Below are 24718 nucleotides of genomic sequence, written 5' to 3' on the forward strand. Positions count from 1 at the left end.
CCCGTGACTTCTGGTACGACTCCGGGTCTCACCCGGTTCAACACTTCGGCGGAGGGCGACGCGCTCGCCGCGCTGCACGAGGTGTGCACGAGTTCGGCGTGGGCGAGCAAGCTCCTCGCCCAGCGCCCCTACGCCACGGTCGAAGCCCTCTTCCAGGCCAGCGACGCCGCCATGGCCGAGCTGACCGCCGAGGACCTCGCCGAGGCGATGGCGGGCCACCCGCCGATCGGTCGTCCCAAGGAAGGGGACGCGACCTCCTCCCGCGAGCAGAGCGGGATGGCCGGCGCCTCCGCGGACCTCAAGGCCGAGATGCTCGAACTGAACCTGGCCTACCAGGACACGTTCGGACATGTCTTCCTCATCTGCGCCACCGGGAAGACCGGCGAGCAGATGCGCGACGCGATCCGCGAACGGATCGGTAACTCGCCCGAGCGGGAGCGGGAGATCGTCCGCACCGAACTGGGCAAGATCAACCGCATCCGTCTGAACCGTCTCGCCGAGACCACCGAGGAAGAGAACCGATGAGCACCGACACCACCGCATCGGTGTCCACCCACATCCTGGACACCAGCATCGGCCGGCCGGCCGAGGGCGTGGCCATCACGCTCACGGCCCGCGCCGGCTCCGACGCCGCGTGGGTGGCCCTGGGCGGCTCCGCCACCGACGCGGACGGGCGCTGCAAGGACCTCCCGGCCCTGCCGGAGGGCACCACCCACGTACGGCTCGATTTCCGGACCGAGTCGTACTTCCTGACACAGCAGAACAAGCAAGCCGAGGCGCAGCAGGACGCCCCCGCGAATCGGGACAGCGGTGCGACCGGTGTGTTCTTCCCGGAGGTGGCGATCACGTTCGCCGTCGTCCCGGGCGAGCACTACCACGTACCGCTGCTGCTCAACCCGTTCGGCTACTCCGTTTACCGAGGGAGCTAGCAGACATGCCCACGATTCTCGGCCAGAACCAGTACGGCAAAGCAGAGAACCGCGTCGTCAAGATCACGCGCGACGGCGGCACGCACCACATCAAGGACCTGAACGTCTCCGTCGCGCTCTCCGGCGACCTCGACGACGTCCACCTCACCGGCTCCAACGCCCACTGCCTCCCCACCGACACGACGAAGAACACCGTCTTCGCGTTCGCCAAGGAGTACGGCATCGAGTCCGCCGAGCAGTTCGGCATCCACCTCGCCCGCCACTTCGTGTCGAGCCAGGAGCCGATCAAGAAGGCCCGGATCCGGATCGAGGAGTACGCCTGGGAGCGGATCGCCAGCTCCGACGCCAACTCCAAGTTCATCGGCGCCGACGAGGTCAACCACTCCTTCGCCCGCAAGGGCCAGGAGACCCGTGTCACCCAGATCACCTACGACGGCGAGAAGTGGGAGGTCATCTCCGGCCTCAAGGACCTCGTCGTCATGAACTCCACCAACTCGGAGTTCTGGGGCTACATCAAGGACAAGTACACCACCCTCCAGGAGGCGTACGACCGGATCCTCGCCACCCAGGTGTCGGGCCGCTGGCGGTTCAACTGGACCGACGACGACCAGCGCATGCCCAACTGGGAGCGGTCCTACGAGCAGACCAAGAAGCACATGCTCGAGGCCTTCGCGGAGACCTACTCGTACTCCCTGCAGCAGACGCTGTACCAGATGGCCACGCGGATCATCAACAACCGCGCGGAGATCGACGAGGTGCGGTTCTCGCTCCCGAACAAGCACCACTTCCTGGTCGACCTCGAGCCCTTCGGCCTGAAGAACGACAACGAGGTCTACTACGCCGCCGACCGCATGTACGGCCTGATCGAGGCCACGGTCCTGCGGGACGGCGCCACGGCGCAGATCCCGGTCGACATGACCAATCTCTGAGCGGCCCTGAGTGACCCGGTCCCCGCCCGCCCGCAGTCGGGCGGGGACCGGCACCAGACCGGAGGGAACCCAGCATGGCACTGCCCGCAAAGGGGCCGGCATCCGCCGAAGGCCCGTGTTCCACCCCGTCCACCCCGGCACCGTCGTCGGCCCCGTCCGCGGCCGGCTGCCACCCGGTGGACGAGAAGCTCCCCGCCTCGCGGCTCGTCCCCGCGGCTCTCCAGCACATCGCCGCCATGTACGCCGGCGTGGTCACCCCTCCGCTCATCATCGGCCAGGCCGTCGGCCTGGACGCCGCCGGAATGACCCGGCTCATCGCCGCCAGCCTGCTGATCGCCGGCTGCGCCACCATCCTGCAGACCATCGGCCTCGGCGGCTTCGCCGGAAACCGGCTCCCGTTCGTCAACGCCGCCTCCTCGGCCGGCATCGCGCCGATGCTCGCCATCGCCGAGACCAGCGCCAAGGGCCACCAACTCCCCGCCATCTACGGCGCGGTGATGGTCGCCGGCGTCTTCTGCCTCGCCGTCGGACCCTTCTTCGGCCGGCTGCTCCGCTTCTTCCCGCCCCTCGTCACGGGTGTCGTGATCACCCTCATCGGGGTCACCCTGATGCCCGTCCCGGTGGGCTGGGCCCAGGGCGGCGACAAGAACGCCGCCGACTTCGGTGCCATGAAACACCTGGCGCTCGCCGCCTTCACGCTGGTCGTCATCCTGCTCTTCCAGCGCTTCGGCAAGGGCTTCGTCAAGCAGATCGCGCTGCTCCTCGGGCTCTTCATCGGCACCCTCGCCGCGATCCCCTTCGGCATGGCGGACTTCACCGCCCTCCGCGAGGCGCCGGTCGCCGCACTGCCCTCGCCCTTCGCCTTCGGCACCCCCGAGTTCCAGCCCGCCGCGATCCTCTCGCTCTGCATCGTCATGCTGGTCCTGATGACCGAGTCCAGCACCGGCATGCTCGCCCTCGGCGAGATCTGCGAACGGCGCAGCGACGGGCGGACCATCACCCGGGGCCTGCGCACCGACGGCATCGCCACCCTCATCGGCCCGGTCTTCGGCGGTTTCCCCACCTCGGCCTTCGCCCAGAACGTCGGCGTCGTCTCGCTGACCCGGGTGCGCAGCCGCTATGTGGTCGCCGTCGCCGGCGGCGCCCTGCTCGTCCTCGGCGCCTTCCCGGTGCTCGGCGCGGTGGTCTCGCTGGTCCCCATGCCGGTCCTCGGCGGCGCGGGCATCGTCCTCTTCGGCTCGATCGCGGTCAGCGGCATCCGTACGCTGTCCGAGGCCGGCCTGGACGACAGCTCCAACATCATCCTGGTGGCGGTCGCGCTCGGCGCGGGCATCATCCCGCTCGCCGCCCCCACCTTCTACGCCGGATTCCCCGCCTGGGCACAGACCGTGCTCGGCTCCGGCATCAGCGCCGGCGCGCTCGTCGCCGTTCTGCTGAACCTGTTCTTCCATCATCTCGGCACCCGGAGCCGTCACCCGGCCCCGGCACTCAAATCCTCCTAGGGTCCTGCCGTGCCCACCGATCCCCCCTGGAATGAAGGAAGCACCGCCATGGCAGCACCTTCGGCAGCCCCCCAGCGCATCGTCATCGAGAACGCGGCGATCGCGACCGTGGACGCGAACGACACCGAGTACGCCACCGGCTACCTCGTCGTCGCCGACAACAAGATCGAGTCACTGGGAGCCGGCCGGGCCCCCGAGGGCCTGGAGAACGTGGTCCGGCGGATCGACGCCACCGGGCATCTGATCACGCCGGGTCTGATCAACACCCACCACCACTTCTACCAGTGGATCACCCGGGGCCTCGCGACCGACCACAACCTCTTCAACTGGCTGGTGGCGCTCTACCCGACGTGGGCGCGGATCGACGAGTCGATGGTCCGCACCGCCGCGCAGGGCTCGCTCGCCATGATGGCCCGCGGCGGTGTCACCACCGCGATGGACCACCACTACGTGTACCCGCAGGGCTCCGGCGACCTGTCCGGCGCCATCATCGGCGCCGCCGCCGACATGGGCGTCCGCTTCACCCTCGCCCGCGGCTCGATGGACCGCAGCGAGAAGGACGGCGGCCTGCCGCCGGACTTCGCCGTCGAGACCACCGAGGGCGCGCTCGCCGCGACCGAGGAGACGGTGAAGCAGTACCACGACGCCTCCTTCGACGCGATGACCCAGGTCGCCGTCGCCCCCTGCTCGCCCTTCTCCATCTCCACCGAGCTGCTGCGCGAGGGCGCGGCCCTCGGCCGCCGGCTCGGCGTGCGCATGCACACCCACGGCTCGGAGACCGTGGAGGAGGAGAAGTTCTGCCACGAGCTGTTCGGCATGGGCCCGACCGACTACTTCGAGTCCACCGGCTTCCTCGGCGAGGACGTGTGGATGGCGCACTGCGTCCACATGAACGACTCCGACATCGCCGCCTTCGCCCGCACGAAGACCGGCGTCGCCCACTGCCCGTCCTCCAACGCGCGGCTCGCCGCCGGCATCGCCCGCGTCCCCGACATGCTGAAGGCGGGCGTCCCGGTCGGCCTCGGCGTCGACGGCACCGCCTCCAACGAGTCGGGCGAACTGCACACCGAGCTGCGCAACGCGCTCCTCATCAACCGCCTCGGCGCCCACCGCGAGGCCGCGCTCAACGCCCGCCAGGCCCTGCGCCTCGGCACCTTCGGCGGCGCGCAGGTGCTCGGCCGCGCCGACAGCATCGGCTCCCTGGAGCCGGGCAAGCTCGCCGACTTCGTCCTCTGGAAGATCGACGGCCTCGGCCACTCGTCGATCGCCGACCCGGTCACCGCCATCGTCTTCGGCGCGGCGGCCCCGGTCACCGCCTCCTTCGTCAACGGCCGGCAGATCGTGGAGAACAACCGACTGCTCACCGCCGACGAGGACGCCATCGCGCGTGACGCGCGCGCGGAGGCGCAGCGCCTGGCCCGCATCGCGGCCCGGGCCTGACCCCTCCCCAAGGAGTCCGACCGAGGGGGACGGCCCTCGGTCGGTCACCGCGGACCCGAGCGGGGTCCGCGGCTGCCGGACCGGGGGGTGTGCGTACGCACCAGTCGTACCGCACCCCCCGGGTCGGTGAACCCGTGTCCGCACCCCCACCGGACGCCCGTCCCGCGCGGCACCCCCTCCGCCGGCGCACCGCACCACCTCGCAACGAGCCGCACCTCCTGCACCTCGCACCGCATCGCACCACCTCCCTGACACCCGCGTCACCGCCGACGTGTACCCGACCGGAGGAACCGCCGTGGCCGCCAAGCCCCAGGTTCGCAATGCACAAGACGCAGGCAGCGCCCTCGACGGCGACCGGAGCAAGCATCCGGTCGACGAGACCCTGCCCCCGATGAGAATGCTCACCAGCGGTCTGCAGCACGTGGCCGCCATGTACGCGGGCGTCGTCGCCCCGCCCCTGATCGTCGGAGCGGCCGTGGGCCTCTCCGGGACCGAACTGACCTTCCTCACCGGCGCCAGCCTCTTCACCGCCGGCCTCGCCACCTTCCTCCAGACCCTCGGCGTCTGGAAGATCGGTGCCAAGCTCCCGTTCGTCAACGGCGTCACCTTCGCCGGCGTCGCCCCGATGCTCGCCATCGTCGACACCACGAAGGACAAGGCCGACGCCCTCCCCGTGATCTTCGGCGCGATCATCGTCGCCGGACTCCTCGGCTTCATAGCCGCCCCCTGGTTCTCCCGCCTCGTGCGGTTCTTCCCGCCCGTCGTGACCGGCTCCGTCATCACCCTGATCGGCGTCTCCCTGCTGCCGGTCGCCTTCGGCTGGGCCCAGGGCCCCAACCCCGCGGCGCCCGACTACGGTTCGACCACCTATCTCTCGCTCGCCGGCATCACCCTGGCGATCGTGCTGCTGCTCCGCCGCTTCACCACCGGCTTCCTCAAGCAGATCGCCGTCCTGGTCGGTCTGGTGCTGGGCACGCTCATCGCGATCCCGTTCGGCGCCACCGACTTCAGCCCGGTGACGGAGGCCGACGTCGTCGGCTTCCCGGCCCCCTTCCACTTCGGCGCCCCGCAGTTCGCGCTCGCCGCGATCATCTCGATGTGCGTCGTCATGCTGGTCTCCATGACCGAGTCGACCGCCGACATGCTCGCGCTCGGCGAGATCGTCGAACGGCCGGCCGACGAGAAGACCATCGCGGCCGGACTGCGCGCCGACACCCTCGGCTCGGCGCTCAGCCCCCTCTTCAACGGCTTCATGTGCAGCGCCTTCGCACAGAACATCGGCCTGGTCGCGATGACCCGGATCCGCAGCCGCTTCGTGGTCGCCTGCGGCGGCGGCTTCCTGCTCCTGATGGGCCTCTCGCCGGTGGCCGCCTCGCTGATCTCGGTCGTGCCCCGGCCGGTGCTCGGCGGCGCGGGCGTCGTCCTCTTCGGCTCGGTCGCCGCGAGCGGCATCCAGACCCTGGTCAAGGCCGGCCTGGAGAAGGACAACAACGTGCTGATCGTCGCCGTCTCGCTGGCGGTCGGCATCATCCCGATCACCAAGCCGGACTTCTACCACGCCTTCCCCGAGACGGCGCAGATCATCCTGGACTCCGGCATCTCCACCGGCTGTGTGGCCGCCGTGCTGCTCAACCTGGTCTTCAACCACCTCGGCAGGAGCCGGGACGCCGACACCGTGACCGCGCCGATGGAGCCGGGCGAGGAGATCTCCGAGACGGCCTCCGCGAAGGCGGCCCACGTCCACTGAACCGCCGCCCGCACCACCCCCACGCCGCCCCGGTCCCCGCGCACGCCGCGGGGCCCGGGGTGCCGGGCGTGCGCCCGCCCGCCGTGGTCCTGGTCAACCCCAACACCTCGGCGGCCACGACCCGGATGATGACCGGCATCGCCCGCCGCGCCCTCGCCGGCACGGGCCTCCGGGTCCGGGGCGTCACAGTCGCTACCGGCCCGCCGATGCTCACCGACCCCGCCGCCCTGCGCGCCGCCGCCCCGCACGTCGTGGCGGCCGCGCACCAGGCCCTGACCTCGGGCGACTGCGCGGCCCTGATCGTCGCGGCCTTCGGCGACCCGGGAGTCCCGGAACTCCGCGCGCTGCCGTGGCCCATGACGGTTGCCCCGACCCCGCCGCACCGCCCCGGGCCAGGCCGAGGGCGGTGCGCCGCCCCCGGTCCCGCGCAGGCGCCCGTACCCGCCCCCGCACTCGCGTCAGAGCCCGAGCCTGTACCCGGGCTCGCGCCCGTACCCGGTCTTGCGCCAGCACCCGCACCCGTACCCCTGGTCGGTATCGGCGAGGCGGCCCTCGCCGAGGCCGCCGCGGGCGGCCGGCGGTTCGGCGTCGCGACGACCACACCGCTCCTGGCCGGCTCGATCGACGCCCAGGTCGCCCGCCTCGGCCTCGCGGCCTCGTACACGGGCGCCCGCTTCACCGCCGGCGACCCCGAACTCCTCGCCGCCCGCCCCGAGTCGCTGCTCGCCGCCCTGGAGACCGCCGCCCGCGCCTGCGCCGTACGGGACGGGGCCGAGGTGGTCGTCATCGGCGGCGGCCCGCTCGGCGAGGCCGCCGACGTCCTCGGCTCGCGTCTCGCCGTCCCGGTGGTCGCCCCGATCCCGGCCGCCTGCCGCCGGATCGCCCGCGCCCTGGGCGTCTCCGGCCCGCGACGCTCCTGACACGCCCTCACCGCTCCACCGCCATCCGCCGCCCGCACTCGCGGGCCAGATGCGGATAGGCCGCCGCGATCGCCTCGTACACCCGGCGGCGCAGCAGCCGCTCGGCCTCGGCGCGGCCGGTGTCGCCGTACAGGCCGTCGAGCAGCGTGTCGTAACGGGAGAGGGCGTGCCGGAGATAGCCGACCTGCCAGCGGACCATCGCGCCCGCCGCCCCGCCGGGACTGCGGGCGCCGAGCAGGTGCCGGTGCCGCACCGCGCGCCGCTCCAGTTCGGCGGCGGGGAGCCGGGGGACCTCGATGGGTTCGGCGCGGATCGACGCGAGGACCGCGAGGCGCCGCCGCTCGGCGCCCGCACCGGCCGCCGCCGAACCACGCCCCGCCACGGCGGAGGCACCCAGGAACTCCGGGGTGCGCTCCACCGCCTCGACCCGCGCGAGGAGATAGAGCAGCACCGGGGCGAGCGACCACCGCCGCGGGTCGCGCCCCTGCACATCGGCCTGGCCGAGCAGCTCGCCGATCATCGCGTCGCTCCAGCCGCGCCCGCGCAGCCCGGCCAGCGTCACATACGTCGTACGGTCCGTCACGATTCCCCCAGATTCGACTACGGAGAGTGATGAATCCAGTGAAGCGCACCCCACTGACAACGCCCTCTTGCCCCCGCTCCGCCCGCCGTGGGATATAGGTCCAGACCTTTCACCGGACCCGCCGGACGGAGGCACCCCCCCATGCGCCGCCCCTGCACCGCACTCGCCCTCACGGCCGCAGCCCTGGCCGCCCTGACCGCCCTCACCGCCTGCTCCGGCGCCGCCGCGGCCCCCCAGGACACCCGCGCCCCCACCACCCCCACCGGCCTCACCGCCACCGCCGGCAGCGCCACCACCGTCCACGTCATGTGGAGCGCCGCCACCGACGACCGGGCCGTCACCGGCTACGCCGTCTACCGCCAGGGCCGCAAGATCAAGGACCTGCCCGCCGGCACCCTGATGACCGACGTCACTCGCCTCGCCCCCGCCACCCCGTACACCTTCACCGTCCGCGCCCGAGACGCCGCCGGCAACCTCTCCCCGGACAGCGCCGCCGTCACCGCCACCACCCCCGCCGCGAGCGCCGAGGACCGCACCGCACCCACCCGCCCCACCGCCCTGCGCCTCACCCCCGCCGGACCCGACGCCGTGACCCTCGCCTGGCGCCCCGCCCGCGACGACACCCGCGTCACCGCCTACGACGTCTACCAGTCCGGCTCCCGCATCCACACCGTCCCCGGCACCGCCACCGAGGCCCGCGTCACCGGCCTGCGTCCCGCCACCGCCTACTCCTTCACCGTCCGCGCCCGCGACGCCGCCGAGAACTCCTCACCCGACAGCGACGCGGTCCCGCTCACCACCCCCGCCGTCCCCGGCCACCGCCCCGCCACCGCCCCCACCGGCGTCACGGTCCGCGCCGCCGAGGGCACCCTCACCGTCACCTGGACCCCGCCCCGCACTGCCACCCCCGTCAAGGAGCACCAGCTCCACCTGAACGGCCGCTTCGCCACCACCATCGTCTGGGGCGCCGACCCCGGCCCCGGCCCGGTCAGCTACACCCTCACCGTCCCCGCCACCCCCGGCGTCCGCTACGCCCTCACCCTGCGCGCCAAGCTTCCCGACGGCACCTGGGGCGACTTCTCGACACCGGTCACGGTGGTGACGGTCTGACGGACGTCGCCGACCCGGCACGCCGCCCCGCCCCGAACTACGCTGGGAAGCGTGGCCGAGATCGTTCTCACCAACACCGGTCTTGACGCGTTCCTGGCAGCGCACCCCGAGTTCCGGGGACCCGGCGCGGCCCGGGCCGCCGACGCCGTCCTGGGCCTGCTCGCGCTGCGCGGGGCGGACCGGACGAGCGGGCTGCCGGAACCCACGCCCGCGCTGGTCAGACGGCTCCTCGTGGAGGACCTGCCGGCCTTCGTGGGCGCCGCGCCCGCCGAGCTCGACGTCTACCCGGCCGTCCTGCGGGCCCTGGTCGCCGGGCTCGACGGAGAGCGCCGCCGGCGCGTCGAAGGGGCGATCGGCGAGGCCGAGCCCGACTTCGCCCGCGCCATGGGCGACCCCGGCAACCTCACCTGGCCCCGCTGGTACGCCCAGCTGCTGCGCGCCGACGGCACCGACCCCGGCGACCCCGGAGCCGTACGCGACTGGCTCGCCCGGCTCGACGGGCCGCCGCTGCCCGACGGCATGCGCCGGGCCGACCTCATGGGCCGCACCGCGCTCGCCGACGTCCTCCTCGCCGAGGTCCTGACCAGGGCCTACGTCCGGGACGCCGAGCATCCGCCGGCCGCCGGGCCGCTGCTCGGCGACCACGACGTGGCCCAGGGCATCGGCACCGTCGCCGCCGCGCTGCTCGACCGGTGGACCGCCGCCGGACTCGCCGAGGAACTGGCCGGTCAATACGCCCACCTCGCCCCCGGACCCGACGACTTCCCCCACCTCGTCCTCGCCGACGCCCTCCTCGACGAGCACCTGGACTACTACGGCGACACCGCCGTGCCGCTCCCGCCGCCCGAGGGCGCGATCGGGGCCGGAGGCGGGGACGTCGAGGCCGACGCCGACCTCCTCGCCGGCGCCGTCGACGCCCTCGAAGGCGCCGACGGGGAGGACTCCGGGCCGTACGGCGGCGAGGCCGCGCACCTGCTCTACACCCTCTACCAGCGCGGCTGCTCCGCCGAGTCGGTCGCCCGCCGCGCCGCCGAGTTCGAGGACTGGACCGTCGACCCGGCCCTGGAGGACGCGCCGGTCCCCGTACCGCCGCCCGCGTCCCCCGGCTACACCACCCCGACCGCCGGCGAGCTCGCCCGGCTGCTCGGCACGCCCGGCCTCACCGACACCGACCGCGCCCGGCTCGACAAACCCGCCCGCGAGCTCGCCGCCGTCGTCGACCGGCTCGCCGCCACCGGACTCGTCTTCCGCAACGGCGACGCCTTCGGGCTCACCGCGCGCGGCTGCGCCGCGGTCCGTTATCTGCTCGCCGTGCGCCGCGTCGAGGTCCCCGACGCCGCCGAGACGGCCGGCTGGGACGCCGCCCGGCTGGTCGCCGCCGCCGAGGGCTGGCCGCAGGCCGCCGCGAGCCCGGTGCTCGGCGCCTGGCTGACCGCCCGGGACGGCGCCGAGCAGGCCTGGAGCGAACTCTTCGACGCGGTCGGCACGGTCAACGCCCGCACCCCCGACGCCGCCTCGACCCGCGCGCTGCTCGGCCTCCTCGACTGGTCCGCCGTGCCGTCGGGCGCCCTCCGCGCCGCCCTCGCCGACCCGGTGGCCGGCGCCCGTGCCGCGGCCGAACTGACCGTCCGCGGCGAGCCGGTCGACCCGGCCGCGGTGCCCGCCTCCGCCCGCGCCCTCGCCGTCCTGGACGCCCTCCCGGCGAAGCAGGGGCCCCTGGAGTTCCGCCGCACCGCCTTCGACACGGCCGCCGCCCACTGGCCCGGCGGATCGGCCGCCCTGGTCGCCACCATGACGGCCGCGGACCCGCACGAGACCGCGCGGGTCCTGAAGCCGCTGGGCGTCAGCGTGCCCTGAGCGGCCTGCGTCCGAACCGGGCTGCCGGCGATCAGCCCGTGGTCAGGTACATCCCCGACGCGCCCGTGCCCGCCGTGTTGCGGCAGCCGAAGTTCCCGGTCGGCCGGGCGTTGATCAGGGCCAGGCAGCGGCCGAGCGCCAGCTGGCCGTAGTAGTTGGGGTGCATGTCCTCCTGGAGGGGGCCCTGGGTCTCGTTCTGGTCGATCCAGCGGGCCCACTCGCTGCTGGTCGCCGAGGCCGGGACGGTCGACGTCACCTGCTTGCTGGCCTTGGCGCACACCTCGCGGCCCTGGAGCATGTCGCGGAGGTCGAGGAACTGCGCGCCCTTCGCCGTCGCCACCGCCTTCAGACGGTTCGCGATCTGCGGGACGAGGGAGTCGCGGGCCCAGTCGGAGTCGAGGTTCCAGAAGGGGCAGCCGCCCGTGTTCGTACGGGTCCAGCCGCTCTCGCCGTAGCGGTTCTCGGAGGACCGGGGGATGGGGGAGGGGTACGACTGCAGCACGATCCGGTAGTCGGAGGCCGCGTAGCCGGCGCCGGACATCACGGCGCGGATCTCGTCGACCGCCTTGCCGACGTTCGCCATCACGCCGTCGATCTTCGCGTCGACGACGCCCTGCTGGTCGTCGTGGCAGTAGGAGTACCAGACGATGTAGTCGGTGGCGCAGGTGGTGATGATGTCGGCGAAGCCCAGGTCGTTGCCGCCGATGGAGAGCGCGATCAGCTTCACGTCACGGGTGGCGGCGACGGCCGCGAGCCGGTCGGCCTGCGGGGCCTCGCCCTTGTAGGACACGCCGCCGGAGACGGAGCGGAAGACGTTCTTCGTCGTGGCCCCGGAGCAGGCGAGGTTGATCTGCTCGGTGGTGAGCGCGCCCGCGCTGTTCACCTCGGCCGAGTCGGAGCGGTGACAGCCGTTGGCCTCGGAGCTGCCGTAGACCCGGCTGGGGTCGTACGTGCTGCCGGTCCAGGCCCGGTCGGTGCCGGTGCGGCTGCCGCTGGTGGTCAGGCTGTTGCCCTGCCAGCGGCCGGCCTCGCCGGAGATGTAGCTGTCGCCCATGGTGACGACGGCGGTGGGACCGCTGCCGGGGGAGGCCAGGGCGGGGGAGGGCGCCAGGGTGACGAGGCCGGCGGCCAGGCACAGGGGGAGCAGTCCGCGCAGCGCGCGGTGGCGGAACGAAGGCATGGCTGTGCTCCTGCGGGATGCGGTGCGCAGTGAGTGGGGGACAGCCGCCGGCCGGTGGCATGGCGGAATTTCGCATGCGCCGGCTTGTTACCGCTAGGTAGTTGCATATCTCGGTTGCGTCACGTGACTTGTGAAACGCCATGGATCGAAAAACGTGCAAACGGCGAAGACCCCGCCGCCGGCGCTGCGTGCGCCGGGGGCGGGGTCGGTCCTACGGCCCGTCAGGGCGAGCTGTTCGGCCGCTGTGCGGTCAGCCGACCAGCTGGTCGTACGCGGGGAGGGTCAGGAAGTCCGCGTAGTCGGCGTCCAGGGAGACGTGCAGCAGGAGGTCGTGTGCCTGCTGCCACTTTCCGGCCGCGAAGGCCTCGTCGCCGATCTCCTCGCGGATCGCGGCCAGCTCCTCGGCCGCCACCCGGCGGGCCAGCTCCGGCGTCGCCTGCACGGATTCCCCGCCGTGCTCGAACTCGACACCCGCGTTGATCCACTGCCAGATCTGCGAGCGCGAGATCTCGGCGGTGGCCGCGTCCTCCATCAGGTTGAAGATCGCGACGGCGCCCAGGCCGCGCAGCCAGGCCTCGATGTAGCGGATGCCGACCTGGACCGCGTTGCGCAGGCCCTCGTACGTCGGGTGGGCGTCGAGCGAGGCGATGTCGATCAGCTCGGGGCCGGCCACGTGCACGTCCTCGCGCAGCCGGTCCTTCTGGTTCGGCTTCTCGCCGAGGACCGCGTCGAAGGAGGCCATGGCGATCGGCACCAGGTCGGGGTGGGCGACCCAGGAGCCGTCGAAGCCGTCGCCGGCCTCGCGGTCCTTGTCGGCCTTGACCTTCTCGAAGGCGACCTTGTTGACCTCGGCGTCCCGGCGAGACGGGATGAAGGCCGCCATGCCGCCGATCGCGTGCGCGCCGCGCTTGTGGCAGGTGCGCACGAGCAGCTCGGTGTACGCGCGCATGAACGGGGCCGTCATCGTCACGGCGTTGCGGTCCGGCAGGACGAACTTGGCGCCGCCGTCCCGGAAGTTCTTGACGATGGAGAAGAGGTAGTCCCAGCGGCCCGCGTTCAGCCCGGCGGCGTGGTCGCGGAGCTCGTAGAGGATCTCCTCCATCTCGTACGCGGCCGTGATGGTCTCGATGAGGACCGTGGCGCGGACGGTGCCCTGCGGGATGCCGACGTAGTCCTGGGCGAAGACGAAGATCTCGTTCCAGAGGCGGGCCTCCAGGTGCGACTCCGTCTTCGGCAGGTAGAAGTACGGGCCCTTGCCGAGGTCGATGAGCCGCTGGGCGTTGTGGAAGAAGTAGAGGCCGAAGTCGACCAGCGCACCCGGGACCGGGCGCCCGTCGACCGTGAGGTGGCGCTCCTCCAGGTGCCAGCCGCGCGGGCGCATGACGACCGTGGCCAGCTCGCCGGCCGGCTTCAGGGCGTAGGACTTACCCGACTTCGGGTCGGTGAAGTCGATGTTCCGGGTGTAGGCGTCGATCAGGTTGACCTGACCGAGGACCACGTTCTCCCAGGTCGGCGCCGAGGCGTCCTCGAAGTCCGCGAGCCAGACCTTCGCACCCGAGTTCAGCGCGTTGATCGTCATCTTGCGGTCGGTCGGGCCGGTGATCTCCACACGCCGGTCGTTCAGTGCCGCCGGGGCGGGCGCGACCTTCCACGAGTCGTCGGCGCGGATCGCCGCGGTCTCGGGCAGGAAGTCCAGGGAGGACGTACGGGCGATCTCGGCGCGGCGCTCGGCGCGGCGGGCGAGCAGCTCGTCCCGGCGCGGGGTGAACCGACGGTGCAGCTCGGCCACGAAGGCGAGGGCCGCGTCGGTGAGCACCTCCTCCTGGCGCGGCAGGGGCTCGGCTTCGACGACGACCAGGGAGGACGGCGCTGGTGCGGACATGAACTGTCACTTCCTTCAGCGGACTTCACGGGCGGTGCCAGCCCGGCCGCCGGGCGTCGTCGTGTGGCACGCGGTGCCACAGGCGCCGGGATACGGCCGGGAGCGCCGTCTCGGGGGATCAGGCGCTTCTGAACAGTGGATACTAGTTTCCTCATGGTGGAAGTTCAATGGTTTGTTGATGTCGAGATTCTTTGGGTCGACAGAACGTGGCGCTCGGTGCCACCGCCCTCACTCCCGGTGTCCCGGACCGCCCGCGCCCCTCGCTCCCGTCACTCCCCCCTCACTCCAGGCGTGCCAGATCCGCCTCCGTGTCGATGTCGTACGGCTCGGCCACATCCGAACAGTCCACCAGGGTGATCGCATCCCGGTGCGCCGCCAGATAGTCCCGCGCCCCCCGGTCACCCACCGCCCCCGCCGCGATCCCCGCCCAGCGGTCCGCGCCGAACAGCACCGGATGGCCCCGCTTCCCGTGGTACGAGGCCGCCGCCAGCGCGTCCCGCCCGCCGTACGCGCCGCGCACCCGGGCCACCGCCGCCGCGCCGATCCCCGGCTGGTCCACCAGCGACACCAGCGCCGCGTCCACCGGGACCGGCGCAGCCGCCCGCAGCGAGTCGAGCCCCACCCGCAGCGAGGACCCCATGCCCTCCGCCCACTCCGGGTTGTCCACGAGCACGCACCCCGGCAGCTCCGCCTCCGCCCGCACCCGTTCGGCCGCCGCCCCGAGCACCACGTGCACGACCTCGCAGCCGCCCTCGCGCAGCATCCGCACCGCGTGCTCCACCAGCGGCCGGCCGCGATGCGGGAGCAGCGCCTTCGGCCGGCCGCCGAGCCGGCGTCCGCCGCCGGCGGCCAGCAGAAGCCCGGCGACCAGGGGTTCGTGTGTCTCATGCGTCATGAGGACTGCATACCGCATCGGACCCCGCCACACGGACGCCTGAAATCGCGTCATGCCGCTGGCGCGGCGGGCGCGCGGAGGTGTTGACTGACCGCGACCCCGGCGCCTGACCACCGCCCGACGGGTCGGTACGGAGTCGTGCGAGGGGGAGCATGTCGCGGAGCGTGGGGCAGAGGCGAGTGACCGGGCGAGTGACCGCGGACGGCGTGGACCCGAGGGTGGCCGAACTGCGCGCCGCCGTGTCCCGGCTCCGTCGCGAACTCGCCGGACACCGCCCGGAGTTCACCGACCGGGGGATCGCCGAGGACGAACTCGCCGCCCTCGACGCGATGGCCGCCGGCGGCGCCCCCGAGGTGTGGCGCCTGCGCCGCTCCCTGCTCCTCGTCGCCGGCGCCCTCGGCTCGGTCAGCGCGCTCGCCGAAGGCCTCACTGCCGTCCGCCGCGCCGTCGACCTCTTCGGCCCCCCGACCGTCCCCCCGGCCCGCGACGGCCACGACCGCCCGGACGCCTGACCCGCCCCCGATCCGCCCGCCCGGAACCGGCCGGGTAGGACCTTCGGGTACCCCGGAGGGGTTTGTCCGGCTCTGCCGGTACGCCGCTGCGCCGTCAGACTGAAGAGGACCAGGGCCCCGGGGCCCGTCCGACGGAAGGGCGGTGGCGAGCATGCCGGCAGCGCGCGGCACCCGTCCGCACGGGGCGGCGGGTGCGCCTGGCGGACCGGAGGAGGCCGGGGAAGCGGCCGCACCCGGAGGCCGGGCCGCCTCCGGCGGACCTGCCGTTCCGGGTGGCCCCGCCCGGTCAGGCGGACCCGCCATGCACAGCTCGTCCGTCGTGTCCGGCCCACCGGCCGGGCCCGGCGTCGACCCGCTGGGTGATCCCTTCCTCCGGACCCGGTTCGTGCCGCCGGCGATTCCCACCACCTTTCTGCGGCGGCCGCGCCTCGCGGAGCGGCTGGGCGGCGAGGGGCGGGTGCCGGGGACTCCGCTCACCGTGGTCGAGGGCTGCGCGGGGGCGGGGAAGACGTTGCTGGCCGCGGACTGGGCCGCGGGCCTGGACCGGCCGGCCGCCTGGCTCACGCTCGACGCGGCGATCCAGGGGCCCGGGATGTTCTGGGCGCACTTCCTGCAGGCGCTGCGCGCCGCCGGGATGCCGGTCGGGGCGGAGGCAGGACCGGCCGCCGGGCCCGGGCGGGGGGATCCGGCGCTGCCGGCCCGGCTCGCCGCGGAGCTCGCCGGACTCGACCGGCCGGTGACGGTGGTCATCGACGAGTTCGACCGGATGACCGCGCCCGAGACGGCGCGGCAGCTGGAGTTCGTCCTGCACCACGCCGGCCCGGGACTGCGCCTCGTCCTGGTCACCCGTACCGAACCGCTGCTCCCGCTGCACCGCTACCGGGTGGCCGGGGAGATCACCGAGATCCGGGACGCCGACCTGGCCTTCACCCCCGAGGAGGCCGTCACGCTGCTCGCGCGGCACGGGCTCGATCTGTCCGCCGCCGCGGCGGCGGCACTGGTGGAGCGCACCCGCGGCTGGGCGGCGGGCCTCCGGCTGAGCGCCCTGGCCGCCCGGCTCAGCCCGGACCCGGAGCTCTACCTCAAGGAGTTCGAGGCCGACCGCGGCACGATCGCCGACTTCCTGCTCGCCGAGGTGCTCGAACGGCAGCCGCAGCAGACCCAGGACCTGCTGCTCCGCGTCAGCGTCCTGGACCGCTTCCACCCGGAGCTCGCCGACGCCCTGACCGGCCGCCGCGACGCCGCGCCGATCCTCGCCGGACTGCTCCGCGACAACGCGTTCGTGGAGGAGTTCGACCACGGCTGGTACGCGCTCCATCCGCTGTTCCGGGAGATCCTCCGGGCCCATCTGCGCCGCCGCTCGCCCGGACTGGAACGCCAACTGCACCGCCGCGCGGCCCGCTGGCTGCGCGGCTCCGGCGCGCTGCCGGAGACCCTGGCCCAGGGAGCCGCCGCCGGGGACTGGACCTTCGCCGCCGGCGCCCTGGTCGACGACCTGGCGATCGGGCAGCTCTTCACCGGGCCCCGCTCGGACGAGCTGGAGGCGCTGTTCGCCGGCCTCGACGCCCGGACCCCCGGCCCGGCCGCGGACCTCGTCCGCGCCGCGCGCGCCCTGACCCGTAACGACCTCGACCGGGGCCTCGCCCACCTCCACCACGCCGAGGAACAGCTGACCGCCGCCGACGCCCGTGACGACGCCCGCGACGACGCGGCGGCCCGGCTCGGCTGCGCCCTGCTCACCGCCCTCGCGGGCCGCCTCGCCGGCTCGGCGCGTACGGCGGAACGGGCCGCCGCGACCGCCTCGGACCTGCTCCTGCAGGTGCCCGCCCCGCTCCTGGACGAGCACCCCGAGTTCCTCGCCCTGCTCCAGACCCATCTGGGCTCCTCCCTGCTCTGGGCCGGCCGCTTCGACGAGGCACGGGCCGCCCTCGCCGCCGTGACCGCCGGGCCCGGCGTCGCCGCCACGGCGCTGCCGCTGCGGGACGCCTTGGAGCATCTGGCCCTCATCGACTACCTCGACGGCTGGCCGGCCCGGGCGGAGCGCCGGCTCCGCGCGGCGACCGCCGCCGCCGAGCGCTGCGGTGCCCCCGTGCCGGCCGGCACCGGACTCGGCCGGCTCGTCCTCGCCGCGGTCGCCGTGGAGCGCGGCGACACGCGCCGGGCCGAGGCCCTGCTGCGGCGCCCGCCCGACGCCCCGGACCCGGAGCCGGACACCGTCGGGTACCCCGGCGCGTACAAGGGCCGGTACCCCGGCGCGTACCCGGGCCCGCACCTCGGCCCGTACCCCGACCCGGACACGCACCCGACCCCGGACCTGCCCTTCGGCCCGTACCCGGGCCTGTACTCCGGCCCGCACCCCGACCCGGACGCGCGCCCGGCATCGGACCCGACCCTCGACCCGTACCCCGACCCGACCTCGCACCGGACCCCGGACCTGACCTTCGGCCCGCACCCGTCCCCGGACCGCGACCCGGACACGCACCCGACCCCGGACCTGCCCCCGTACCCGCACCCGGACCCCGACCCCGTGACGGCCGCGGGCCGTCGTCTCGCCACCACCCGGCTGCTCCTCGCCCGGGGGCACACCCGGGCCGCCCTCACCGCCGCGGCGCGACGCATTCCCGCCGCCGAGGACTCCCCGTGGGACCGGGGCCACGCCGCCCTGACGGCCTCGGCCGCCCATCTGGCGGCAGGCAGCCCCGAAGCCGCCGCCGAGGTCCTGCGGGCGGTGGCCGACGACCAGCCGCTGTGCCGGATCGCCGCCGCCCGGGCGTACCTCGCGGCCGGGGACCGCGCCACCGCCCTCAGCCTCCTCGACGGCCTGCCCGGACCGGGGCACACCGGCCCGGCGGTGTCCGTGCGTGCCGCGCTGGTGCGCGCCCGGGTCGCGCGCCTTGAGGGCGACCTCGCCTCCGTACACCGGCTGCTCGGCCGGGCCCTCCGGGAGGCCGGGCCGGAGGAACTGCGGCGCCCGTTCCTGGAGGCCGGGCCCTGGATCGCCCCGTTCCTGGCGGCGCCGTCGCTGCGGCCGCTCGCCGCGGGCTGGCTCGCCCCCGGGCCCGCACCCGGCCCCGCCCCCGCCCCCGTGCCCGAGGCACCCGTCGAGCCGCTGAGCGCCCGCGAGCGTGACGTACTGAGCCGGCTCGCCCGGACGATGTCCACCGAGGAGATCGCCGCCGATCTCTACGTGTCGGTCAACACGGTCAAGACCCACCTCAAGAGCGTCTACCGGAAGCTGTCGGTCCACCGGCGCAACGAAGCGGTGCGCCGGGCCCGCGACCTCGGCCTCCTCTGACGCACTCGCACCAGGCCCGCCTCACCCGCCGCGGGTGAGGCACCGGACCGGCCTTTCGGCTGTGATGGCAGCGTGGGGGCGCCCGACCCGGGTGGACACGAAGAGGTGGACACGGTGAGACAGTGGCGCGCGCTGATCGTCCTGGGCACGGCCCAGTTCCTGATGGTCCTGGACACCTCCGTCATGAACGTGTCCATCAGCCAGCTCGTCGAGGACTTCGACACCGAGGTGACCGCCATCCAGGCCGTCATCACCCTGTACGCCCTGGTCATGGCCGCCTTCATGATCATCGGTGGCCGGATCGGGGACATCCTGGGCCGCCGCCGGGTCTTCCTGATCGGCATGGGCGTGTACGGCGTGGGCTCGGCCCTGACCGCCGTCGCGCCCACCCTGTGGGTCCTGGCCGTCGGCTGGTCGGTCGTCGAGGGACTCGGCGCCGCGCTGGTGCTGCCGTCGATGGCGGCCCTCGTCGCCGAGTCGTACCGCGGCAAGGACCGCTCCGTCGCGTACGGCGTCATCGGCGGCCTCGCCGGCGCCGGCATCGCGGTCGGGCCGCTGCTCGGCGGCTGGGTGACGACGTACCTCACCTGGCGGCTGGTCTTCGCCGGCGAGGTCGTCGTGGTCCTCGCCGTCCTGCTCTTCCGGCGGGCGATCGAGGAGCACCCCGCGCCCGGTCCGCGCCCCGGCCTGGACGTCGTCGGCGCCGTGCTGTCGGCGGCCGGCCTGGCCATCGGCGTCCTCGGGGTGCTGCAGAGCACCACCTGGGGCTGGGTGGCGCCGCGCGATCCGCCCTTCACGGTGTTCGGCTTCGCACCCACCCTGTTCGTGGTCGCCGCCGGGGTGGCGCTGCTCGCCCTGTTCCGGGCCTGGGAGAGACGGCGGGAGGAGGGCGGCCGCGACCCGCTGGTCCACCTCACCCTGCTCCGCAGACCCGTCCTGCGGTCCGGTCTGATGACCCTGCTGAGCCAGAACCTGATCCTGCTCGGCCTGTTCTTCACCATCCCGCTGTATCTGCAGGTCGTGCAGGGCTTCGACGCCTTCGAGACCGGACTGCGGCTGCTGCCGGTCTCCGTGACCATGCTCGTCGCCTCCCTCGGCGGCGCCCGGCTCGGCCGCCGGGCAGGCCCGCGCCGGGTCGTGCGGGTGGCCCTGGTGCTGCTCGTGGCGGCCATCGTCTGGCTCCTCGCCACCATCGACCCGGTCATCGACGACGGCCAGTTCTTCGGGGCCATGGCGCTCCTCGGCCTGGGCATGGGGATGCTGGCCTCGCAGCTGGGCAACGTCGTCCAGTCCAGCGCGGGGGAGGAGGAGCGCAGCGAGGTCGGCGGCCTGCAGTTCACCGCGCAGAACCTGGGATCGGCGCTCGGCACGGCCCTGATCGGCTCGATCCTGATCGGCGCCCTGGTCCAGGCGTTCACCACGAAGGTCGAGGAGAATCCGCGCCTGTCGGAGGAGGCCCGGCAGCAGACGAGCATCGCCCTGGAGTCCGGGGTCAGCTTCGTCTCGACCGACCAGGTGCGCACCGCCGCCGAGCAGGCCGGGCTGCCCCCGCGCGAGGTGGACGCCGTCACGGAGTCGTACGCCGCCGCGCAGCTGAACGGCCTGAAGGCGGCGATCTTCGCGACCGGCGGCATCACGCTCGCGAGCTTCCTGGTGACCCGCGGACTCCCTGCCGGGAGCCGGACCACGAGGACCCGGGACTCCGGCCGGGACTCCCAGGTCACCCCTGAAGGGTGAGGCGGATGACACCCCGCGCGGCGCACGATCGCCGTATGCAGTACGAGATCCGCGTCGACGGGCACATGTCGGAGCCGCTGATCAGCGCGTTCCCCGAACTGGAGCACGTGGTGATCTCGCACGAGTCGGTGCTGTACGGCCCCGTCCTGGACGAGGCGCACCTCTACGGACTGCTGGCCCGCTTCCAGTCGCTCGGACTGCACGTGGTGGAACTGCGCCGCCTGCCCGAGTGACGGGGAGACGATTCGGAACGGAGCAAGAGATGGGCACGTATCTCGCCTACGACTATCCGCTGCTGGGCGCCTTCTGGACCATGCTGTGGCTCTTCCTGTGGATCCTCTGGTTCATCCTGCTCTTCCGGATCATCGTCGACATCTTCCGCGACGACGACATGGGCGGCTGGGGCAAGGCCGGCTGGCTGGCGTTCGTGATCCTGCTGCCCTTCCTGGGCGTGCTCGTGTACGTCATCGCCCGCGGCAAGTCCATGGGCGGCCGGGAGCTCCGGCACGCCCGCGCGCAGCAGAAGGCGTTCGACGACTACGTCCGTGAGACCGCCTCCGGCGGTGGCGCCGGAGGCGGCGCCGCCCGCAGCCACGCCGACGAACTCGCCAGGCTCTCCGAACTCCGGACCCGCGGCGACATCACCGAAGAGGAGTTCCGCCGGGCCAAGGCACTGGTCCTGGGCGACGACGCCCCGTCGGGGTCCGCGTCCGCGTCCACGACCACGGCAGACACCGGCGGCGCCTCCCGTAGCTGAGTCACGGGAGGACGGAAAGGAGAACCGAGATGGCCACCGCACACGCCTCCACCCACACGTCACGGAAGAGTTCGGCCAGCTACGCCTGGGCCGAGGGGCTGACGGCCTTCGCCGCCGTCATGCTCGGCCTGGCGGGGCTGCTCGCCATCTTCCGCGGCATCATGGCGATCGCCGAGGACGAGGTCTTCGTCACCACGCCCAACTACGTCTTCCAGTTCGACCTGACCGGGTGGGGCTGGGTCCATCTCGGGCTCGGCATCGTCGCCGTGCTCGTGAGCGCCGGACTGTTCATGACCCAGACCTGGGCACGCGTCCTCGGCGTGGCCATCGCCGGGCTCGTCATCATCGCCAACTTCCTCTCGCTGCCGTACTACCCGGTGTGGTCCGTCATCATGATCGCGATGTCCGGATTCGTCATCTGGGCCCTGTGCGTCAGCCGCAAGGACGACACCGGCGCCGCCTCCGGCGGGAGCCTGTCGTGAACGACCTGAAGTTCGAGCAGAAGCGTTCGCTGAGCCACGAGGAGGCGGCGGACCTGCTGGCCTCGCTCGCCAAGGCGTTCAAGAAGGGCGAGGAGGCCGAGCTGGCCTTCGGTGGGGGAACGCTGAGCCTGAAGGTCCCCGAAGGCTTCCGCACCGAGGTCGAGATCGAGGTCGACGGCGACGAGATCGAGATGGAGCTCGAACTGAAATGGCGAACGGGCGGCGAGTCCGCCGCCCCCGCGCCCCCGCCCGCCGAGGCGAAAGAGGACAAGCCGAAGGAGGACAAGCCGAAGGCCGCGAAGCCCAAGGACAAGGCCCCGAAGCCGAAGGCCGCGTCCGCCAAGCCCAAGAGCACCTCCGCGAAACCGAAGGGCAAGGGCAAGGGCAAGCGCGCCAAGCGCCGGGCCAGACGCGCCCGCGCCGCACGGTGACCCTGCGGGGCCACGGCCCCACGGCCCGGCCGCCGGTCCGGACGCTTCAGCGCCGGATCAGCCGCCGGGCCGTCGCCGTCGCCACCGCCGCCGTGCGCGAGTCCACGCCCAGCTTGGCGAAGATGTGCACCAGATGGGACTTCACCGTCGCCTGGCTCAGGAACAGCGCCTTGCTGATCTGCTGGTTCGACAGACCCTCGCCGACCAGCTGGAGCACCTCCAGCTCGCGCCGGGTCAGCGCCTCCGCCGGGGTGCGCATCCGGTCCATCAGCCGGTGCGCCACCGCCGGGGCGAGCGCCGACTGGCCGGCCGCCGCCGTCCGTACCGCCGCCGCCAGCTCCTCCGGCGGGGCGTCCTTGAGGAGATAGCCCGAGGCCCCCGCCTCCACCGCCGCCAGGATGTCCGCGTCCGAGTCGTACGTGGTCAGGACGAGGACCCGCGGCGCGCCCGGTACGGCGGTGATCGCCGCCGTCGCCTCCGAGCCGTGCATCCCCGCGCCGAACTGCAGGTCCATCAGGACCACGTCCACGCCCCCGGCGGCGGCCAGCTCGACCGCACGCTCGGCGGTCGCCGCCTCCGCGACCACGGCGAAGTCGGGCTCCGTGTCGAGGACGGCGCGCAGCCCGGCCCGTACCACCGGGTGGTCGTCGGCGAGCAGCAGTCGGACGGTCATGCGTCGGCTCCAGCGGGGAGGGTGAGGGGCAGGGGGAGGGAGACGGCGACGGCGGCGCCCTGGCCGGGGGCGGACTCGACGGTGAAGGAACCGCCGAGCGACTCCGCGCGCGAGCGCATCGCCGGCAGCCCGAAGCCGCCCTCGGAGGAGGGGCGTACGGCCCGCAGCGCGCCCGGGTCGAACCCCTTGCCGTCGTCCACCACGTCCAGGGTCACCGAGCCGCCCATGAAGGACAGCGTGATCTCGGCCCGTGAGGCTGCGGAGTGCCGGACCGTGTTCGCGAGCGCCGACTGCGCGATCCGCAGCAGTGCCACCTCGTACGGGGTGGGCAGCTCCACCGGCGTGCCGCTCACGGAGAACCGCACGCGCGGGCCGTCCGGACCGGCCGTCCCGCACAGCCGCTCAAGTGCCCCGGCCAGCGAACCGTGCTCCAGATCGGGCGGCGTGAGCGCGCGGACGAAGCGGCGCGCCTCCGCCAGGTTGTCCTGGGCGGCCCGCCGAGCCGCGTCGATGTGCCCGGCGGCCGGCGAGCCCTCCGGCAGCGCCCGCTCGGCGGCCCGCAGCAGCAGTTGGATCGAGGACAGGCCCTGGGCCAGGGTGTCGTGGATCTCCCGGGCGAGCCGTTCCCGCTCGGCGAGGGTTCCCGCGTGCCGCTCGGCCGCCGCGAGCTCGGCCCGGGTGGCGATCAGCTCCTCGACCATCCGCCGGCGCCGCTCGCTCTCCCGGTACAGGGCCTGGTAGCCGAGCACCGTCGCCACCGCGACCGCCGCGCCGAGCAGCGGCCCGATGAAGACGCCCGGGTTGAGCGCGGCGCCGTGCCGCACGTACGACAGGATCGCGGCGCCCGCCGTCAGGCCGACGGCCGGCAGCGACCAGCGCACCGGCAGCAGGTGCAGCTGGAGGAAGTACAGGGGGAAGGCGATCCACAGCCCGTCCGGCGTCACCCAGAGCAGCACCAGCCACGCCAGGCACAGCGTGCCCAGCCACACCGCGGCGGCCCGCTGCGACTCCCGTACGGCGGGCAGGAACGAGCCCGCCGCGTAGACGACGCCGGTGACGACGGCCGCCGCCACTCCGGCGGCGGTGTGCGCGCGCAGCGCGGCGAGCACGAGCAGGCCCGCCATCAGCAGGTGGAGGCAGAGCCGCAGGGCGCGGAGGGCGGGGGTGAGGTGACGCGGATCCATGACCCGTCCAGCGTAGGCGGCCCCGGAGACCGGTCCGGACAATCCGGACTCAACCGAAAGTTGGAAACAGTCACGCCCCCACACCCGTCATGTCTCGCGTAAGCCGGAGATAACGGGCCGATTCGGGCGCCGGACAGATCTGCCGTACGGTGCGAAATCATGGAAAACCGGATGTTCGGCGGAATTTACGGGACCGTGCTGGCCAGCGCGCTGCTCGCGGCGCTGCAGAGCGAGGGCGAACGCTTCACGCCGGTCTACGACGCGCTGTGGATCCTGGTCACGGCGGTCGCCGCCGGCCTGGTGCACGGATACGCGCACCACATGGCCGTCCATCGCACCGGCAGCGCCGCCGTGCGCTGGCGACGCCTGTTCACCGCGCTGGGCGACGAGTGGCCGCTGGTGGTCGCCGTCCTGCCCACCGTGGCGCTCCTGCTGCTCGCCGGGGCGGCGGATTGGAGCGAAGGCCCGGTCAGCACGGCCGGTCTCGCCCTCAACACCCTGCTGCTCGGCGGCTGGGGCACCTTCGTCGCGCTGAAATCCGGCTACCGGCGCACCTCGGCCGTGCTCGTGGGTCTCGCCGACGCGACGATCGGTCTGGCGATCGCCGTCGCCAACGCACTGATCAAGTAGGCGTCGACTCACGTAGTCGTCGAGGTGTCGATCGAGTGGCGGG

At 73.5% G+C, this 24718-nt stretch carries 23 protein-coding genes; 17 read left to right on the forward strand and 6 right to left on the reverse strand.

Going from position 1 to position 24718, the window contains the following annotated elements; all coding sequences use genetic code 11:
- The first annotated feature begins 3 nt into the window (after positions 1-3).
- The 7 genes from uraD (at position 4) to JAO84_RS30340 (ending at position 7467) form a co-directional block, all read left to right on the forward strand.
- Positions 4-525 carry a 2-oxo-4-hydroxy-4-carboxy-5-ureidoimidazoline decarboxylase gene (gene uraD, locus JAO84_RS30310; protein WP_370415683.1) on the forward strand — a complete coding sequence of 174 codons (522 nt, stop codon included), beginning with the start codon at positions 4-6 and terminating at the stop codon, positions 523-525.
- The gene (gene uraH, locus JAO84_RS30315) at positions 522-929 is read left to right on the forward strand and encodes a hydroxyisourate hydrolase (protein ID WP_265867783.1); all 408 of its coding nucleotides are present in this window, start codon (positions 522-524) and stop codon (positions 927-929) included. The genes uraD and uraH overlap by 4 nt, the downstream gene beginning before the upstream one ends.
- Before the next feature lie 5 nt (positions 930-934).
- Entirely contained in the window at positions 935-1858 is a 924-nt protein-coding gene (pucL, locus tag JAO84_RS30320) for a factor-independent urate hydroxylase (protein ID WP_370415684.1), read from the forward strand.
- 74 nt (positions 1859-1932) lie between these two features.
- Positions 1933-3360 (forward strand): nucleobase:cation symporter-2 family protein, encoded by a 1428-nt coding sequence (locus tag JAO84_RS30325; protein ID WP_370415685.1) that lies wholly within the window; start codon positions 1933-1935, stop codon positions 3358-3360.
- A 48-nt stretch (positions 3361-3408) separates the two neighbouring features.
- Positions 3409-4800 (forward strand): 8-oxoguanine deaminase, encoded by a 1392-nt coding sequence (locus tag JAO84_RS30330; protein WP_265867787.1) that lies wholly within the window; start codon positions 3409-3411, stop codon positions 4798-4800.
- A 391-nt stretch (positions 4801-5191) separates the two neighbouring features.
- Complete coding sequence (locus JAO84_RS30335; protein ID WP_370416905.1) at positions 5192-6547, forward strand: nucleobase:cation symporter-2 family protein; 1356 nt, start codon at positions 5192-5194, stop codon at positions 6545-6547.
- Positions 6548-6615: 68 nt separating this feature from the next.
- Positions 6616-7467, forward strand: coding sequence for an aspartate/glutamate racemase family protein (locus JAO84_RS30340; protein WP_370415686.1), 852 nt, complete (start codon positions 6616-6618; stop codon positions 7465-7467).
- Between the two features lie 7 nt (positions 7468-7474).
- On the opposite strand, the gene JAO84_RS30345 is transcribed toward JAO84_RS30340, so the two are convergent.
- Complete coding sequence (locus tag JAO84_RS30345; RefSeq protein ID WP_370415687.1) at positions 7475-8050, reverse strand: hypothetical protein; 576 nt, start codon at positions 8048-8050, stop codon at positions 7475-7477.
- 141 nt (positions 8051-8191) lie between these two features.
- Here JAO84_RS30345 and JAO84_RS30350 point away from each other — a divergent pair, with 141 nt between their 5' ends.
- Positions 8192-9160: a fibronectin type III domain-containing protein gene (locus JAO84_RS30350; RefSeq protein ID WP_370415688.1), complete on the forward strand. Its 969-nt coding sequence runs from the start codon at positions 8192-8194 to the stop codon at positions 9158-9160.
- A 51-nt stretch (positions 9161-9211) separates the two neighbouring features.
- Positions 9212-11017 carry a hypothetical protein gene (locus JAO84_RS30355; RefSeq protein WP_370415689.1) on the forward strand — a complete coding sequence of 602 codons (1806 nt, stop codon included), beginning with the start codon at positions 9212-9214 and terminating at the stop codon, positions 11015-11017.
- A 31-nt stretch (positions 11018-11048) separates the two neighbouring features.
- Here JAO84_RS30355 and JAO84_RS30360 read toward each other — a convergent pair whose 3' ends face one another.
- The 3 genes from JAO84_RS30360 to JAO84_RS30370 all read right to left on the reverse strand — a co-directional run bounded on the left by JAO84_RS30360 (position 11049) and on the right by JAO84_RS30370 (position 14974).
- Positions 11049-12197 (reverse strand): GDSL-type esterase/lipase family protein, encoded by a 1149-nt coding sequence (locus JAO84_RS30360; RefSeq protein ID WP_370415690.1) that lies wholly within the window; start codon positions 12195-12197, stop codon positions 11049-11051.
- Between the two features lie 250 nt (positions 12198-12447).
- A complete protein-coding gene (gene aceB, locus JAO84_RS30365) occupies positions 12448-14079 on the reverse strand; it encodes a malate synthase A (protein ID WP_370415691.1) in 1632 nt (543 codons plus the stop codon).
- Positions 14080-14359: 280 nt separating this feature from the next.
- Positions 14360-14974 carry an NTP transferase domain-containing protein gene (locus JAO84_RS30370; RefSeq protein WP_265867795.1) on the reverse strand — a complete coding sequence of 205 codons (615 nt, stop codon included), beginning with the start codon at positions 14972-14974 and terminating at the stop codon, positions 14360-14362.
- 152 nt (positions 14975-15126) lie between these two features.
- Here JAO84_RS30370 and JAO84_RS30375 point away from each other — a divergent pair, with 152 nt between their 5' ends.
- From JAO84_RS30375 to JAO84_RS30405, 7 genes are all read left to right on the forward strand, one after another.
- Positions 15127-15486, forward strand: a complete 360-nt coding sequence (locus JAO84_RS30375; RefSeq protein ID WP_370415692.1) for a DUF5955 family protein — start codon at positions 15127-15129, stop codon at positions 15484-15486.
- Positions 15487-15787: 301 nt separating this feature from the next.
- Positions 15788-18781 carry a LuxR C-terminal-related transcriptional regulator gene (locus JAO84_RS30380; RefSeq protein WP_370415693.1) on the forward strand — a complete coding sequence of 998 codons (2994 nt, stop codon included), beginning with the start codon at positions 15788-15790 and terminating at the stop codon, positions 18779-18781.
- A gap of 114 nt (positions 18782-18895) precedes the next feature.
- Entirely contained in the window at positions 18896-20518 is a 1623-nt protein-coding gene (locus tag JAO84_RS30385; RefSeq protein ID WP_370415694.1) for an MFS transporter, read from the forward strand.
- Between the two features lie 35 nt (positions 20519-20553).
- A complete protein-coding gene (locus JAO84_RS30390) occupies positions 20554-20751 on the forward strand; it encodes a hypothetical protein (protein WP_265867800.1) in 198 nt (65 codons plus the stop codon).
- A 29-nt stretch (positions 20752-20780) separates the two neighbouring features.
- Positions 20781-21275 (forward strand): SHOCT domain-containing protein, encoded by a 495-nt coding sequence (locus JAO84_RS30395; RefSeq protein WP_370415695.1) that lies wholly within the window; start codon positions 20781-20783, stop codon positions 21273-21275.
- A gap of 29 nt (positions 21276-21304) precedes the next feature.
- The gene (locus JAO84_RS30400; protein WP_370415696.1) at positions 21305-21757 is read left to right on the forward strand and encodes a hypothetical protein; all 453 of its coding nucleotides are present in this window, start codon (positions 21305-21307) and stop codon (positions 21755-21757) included.
- Entirely contained in the window at positions 21754-22188 is a 435-nt protein-coding gene (locus tag JAO84_RS30405) for an amphi-Trp domain-containing protein (RefSeq protein ID WP_370415697.1), read from the forward strand. Before JAO84_RS30400 ends, JAO84_RS30405 begins: the two co-directional genes overlap by 4 nt.
- Positions 22189-22234: 46 nt before the next feature.
- On the opposite strand, the gene JAO84_RS30410 is transcribed toward JAO84_RS30405, so the two are convergent.
- Both JAO84_RS30410 and JAO84_RS30415 read right to left on the reverse strand, forming a co-directional pair.
- On the reverse strand, positions 22235-22861 hold the full coding sequence (locus JAO84_RS30410) for a response regulator (RefSeq protein ID WP_370415698.1): 627 nt from the start codon (positions 22859-22861) through the stop codon (positions 22235-22237).
- A complete protein-coding gene (locus JAO84_RS30415; RefSeq protein WP_370415699.1) occupies positions 22858-24045 on the reverse strand; it encodes a sensor histidine kinase in 1188 nt (395 codons plus the stop codon). The genes JAO84_RS30410 and JAO84_RS30415 overlap by 4 nt, the downstream gene beginning before the upstream one ends.
- Positions 24046-24204: 159 nt before the next feature.
- Here JAO84_RS30415 and JAO84_RS30420 point away from each other — a divergent pair, with 159 nt between their 5' ends.
- The gene (locus tag JAO84_RS30420; protein WP_370415700.1) at positions 24205-24675 is read left to right on the forward strand and encodes a hypothetical protein; all 471 of its coding nucleotides are present in this window, start codon (positions 24205-24207) and stop codon (positions 24673-24675) included.
- Positions 24676-24718: the final 43 nt, after the last annotated feature.

It is taken from the genome of Streptomyces fradiae (assembly GCF_041270065.1).
Taxonomy (GTDB): domain Bacteria; phylum Actinomycetota; class Actinomycetes; order Streptomycetales; family Streptomycetaceae; genus Streptomyces.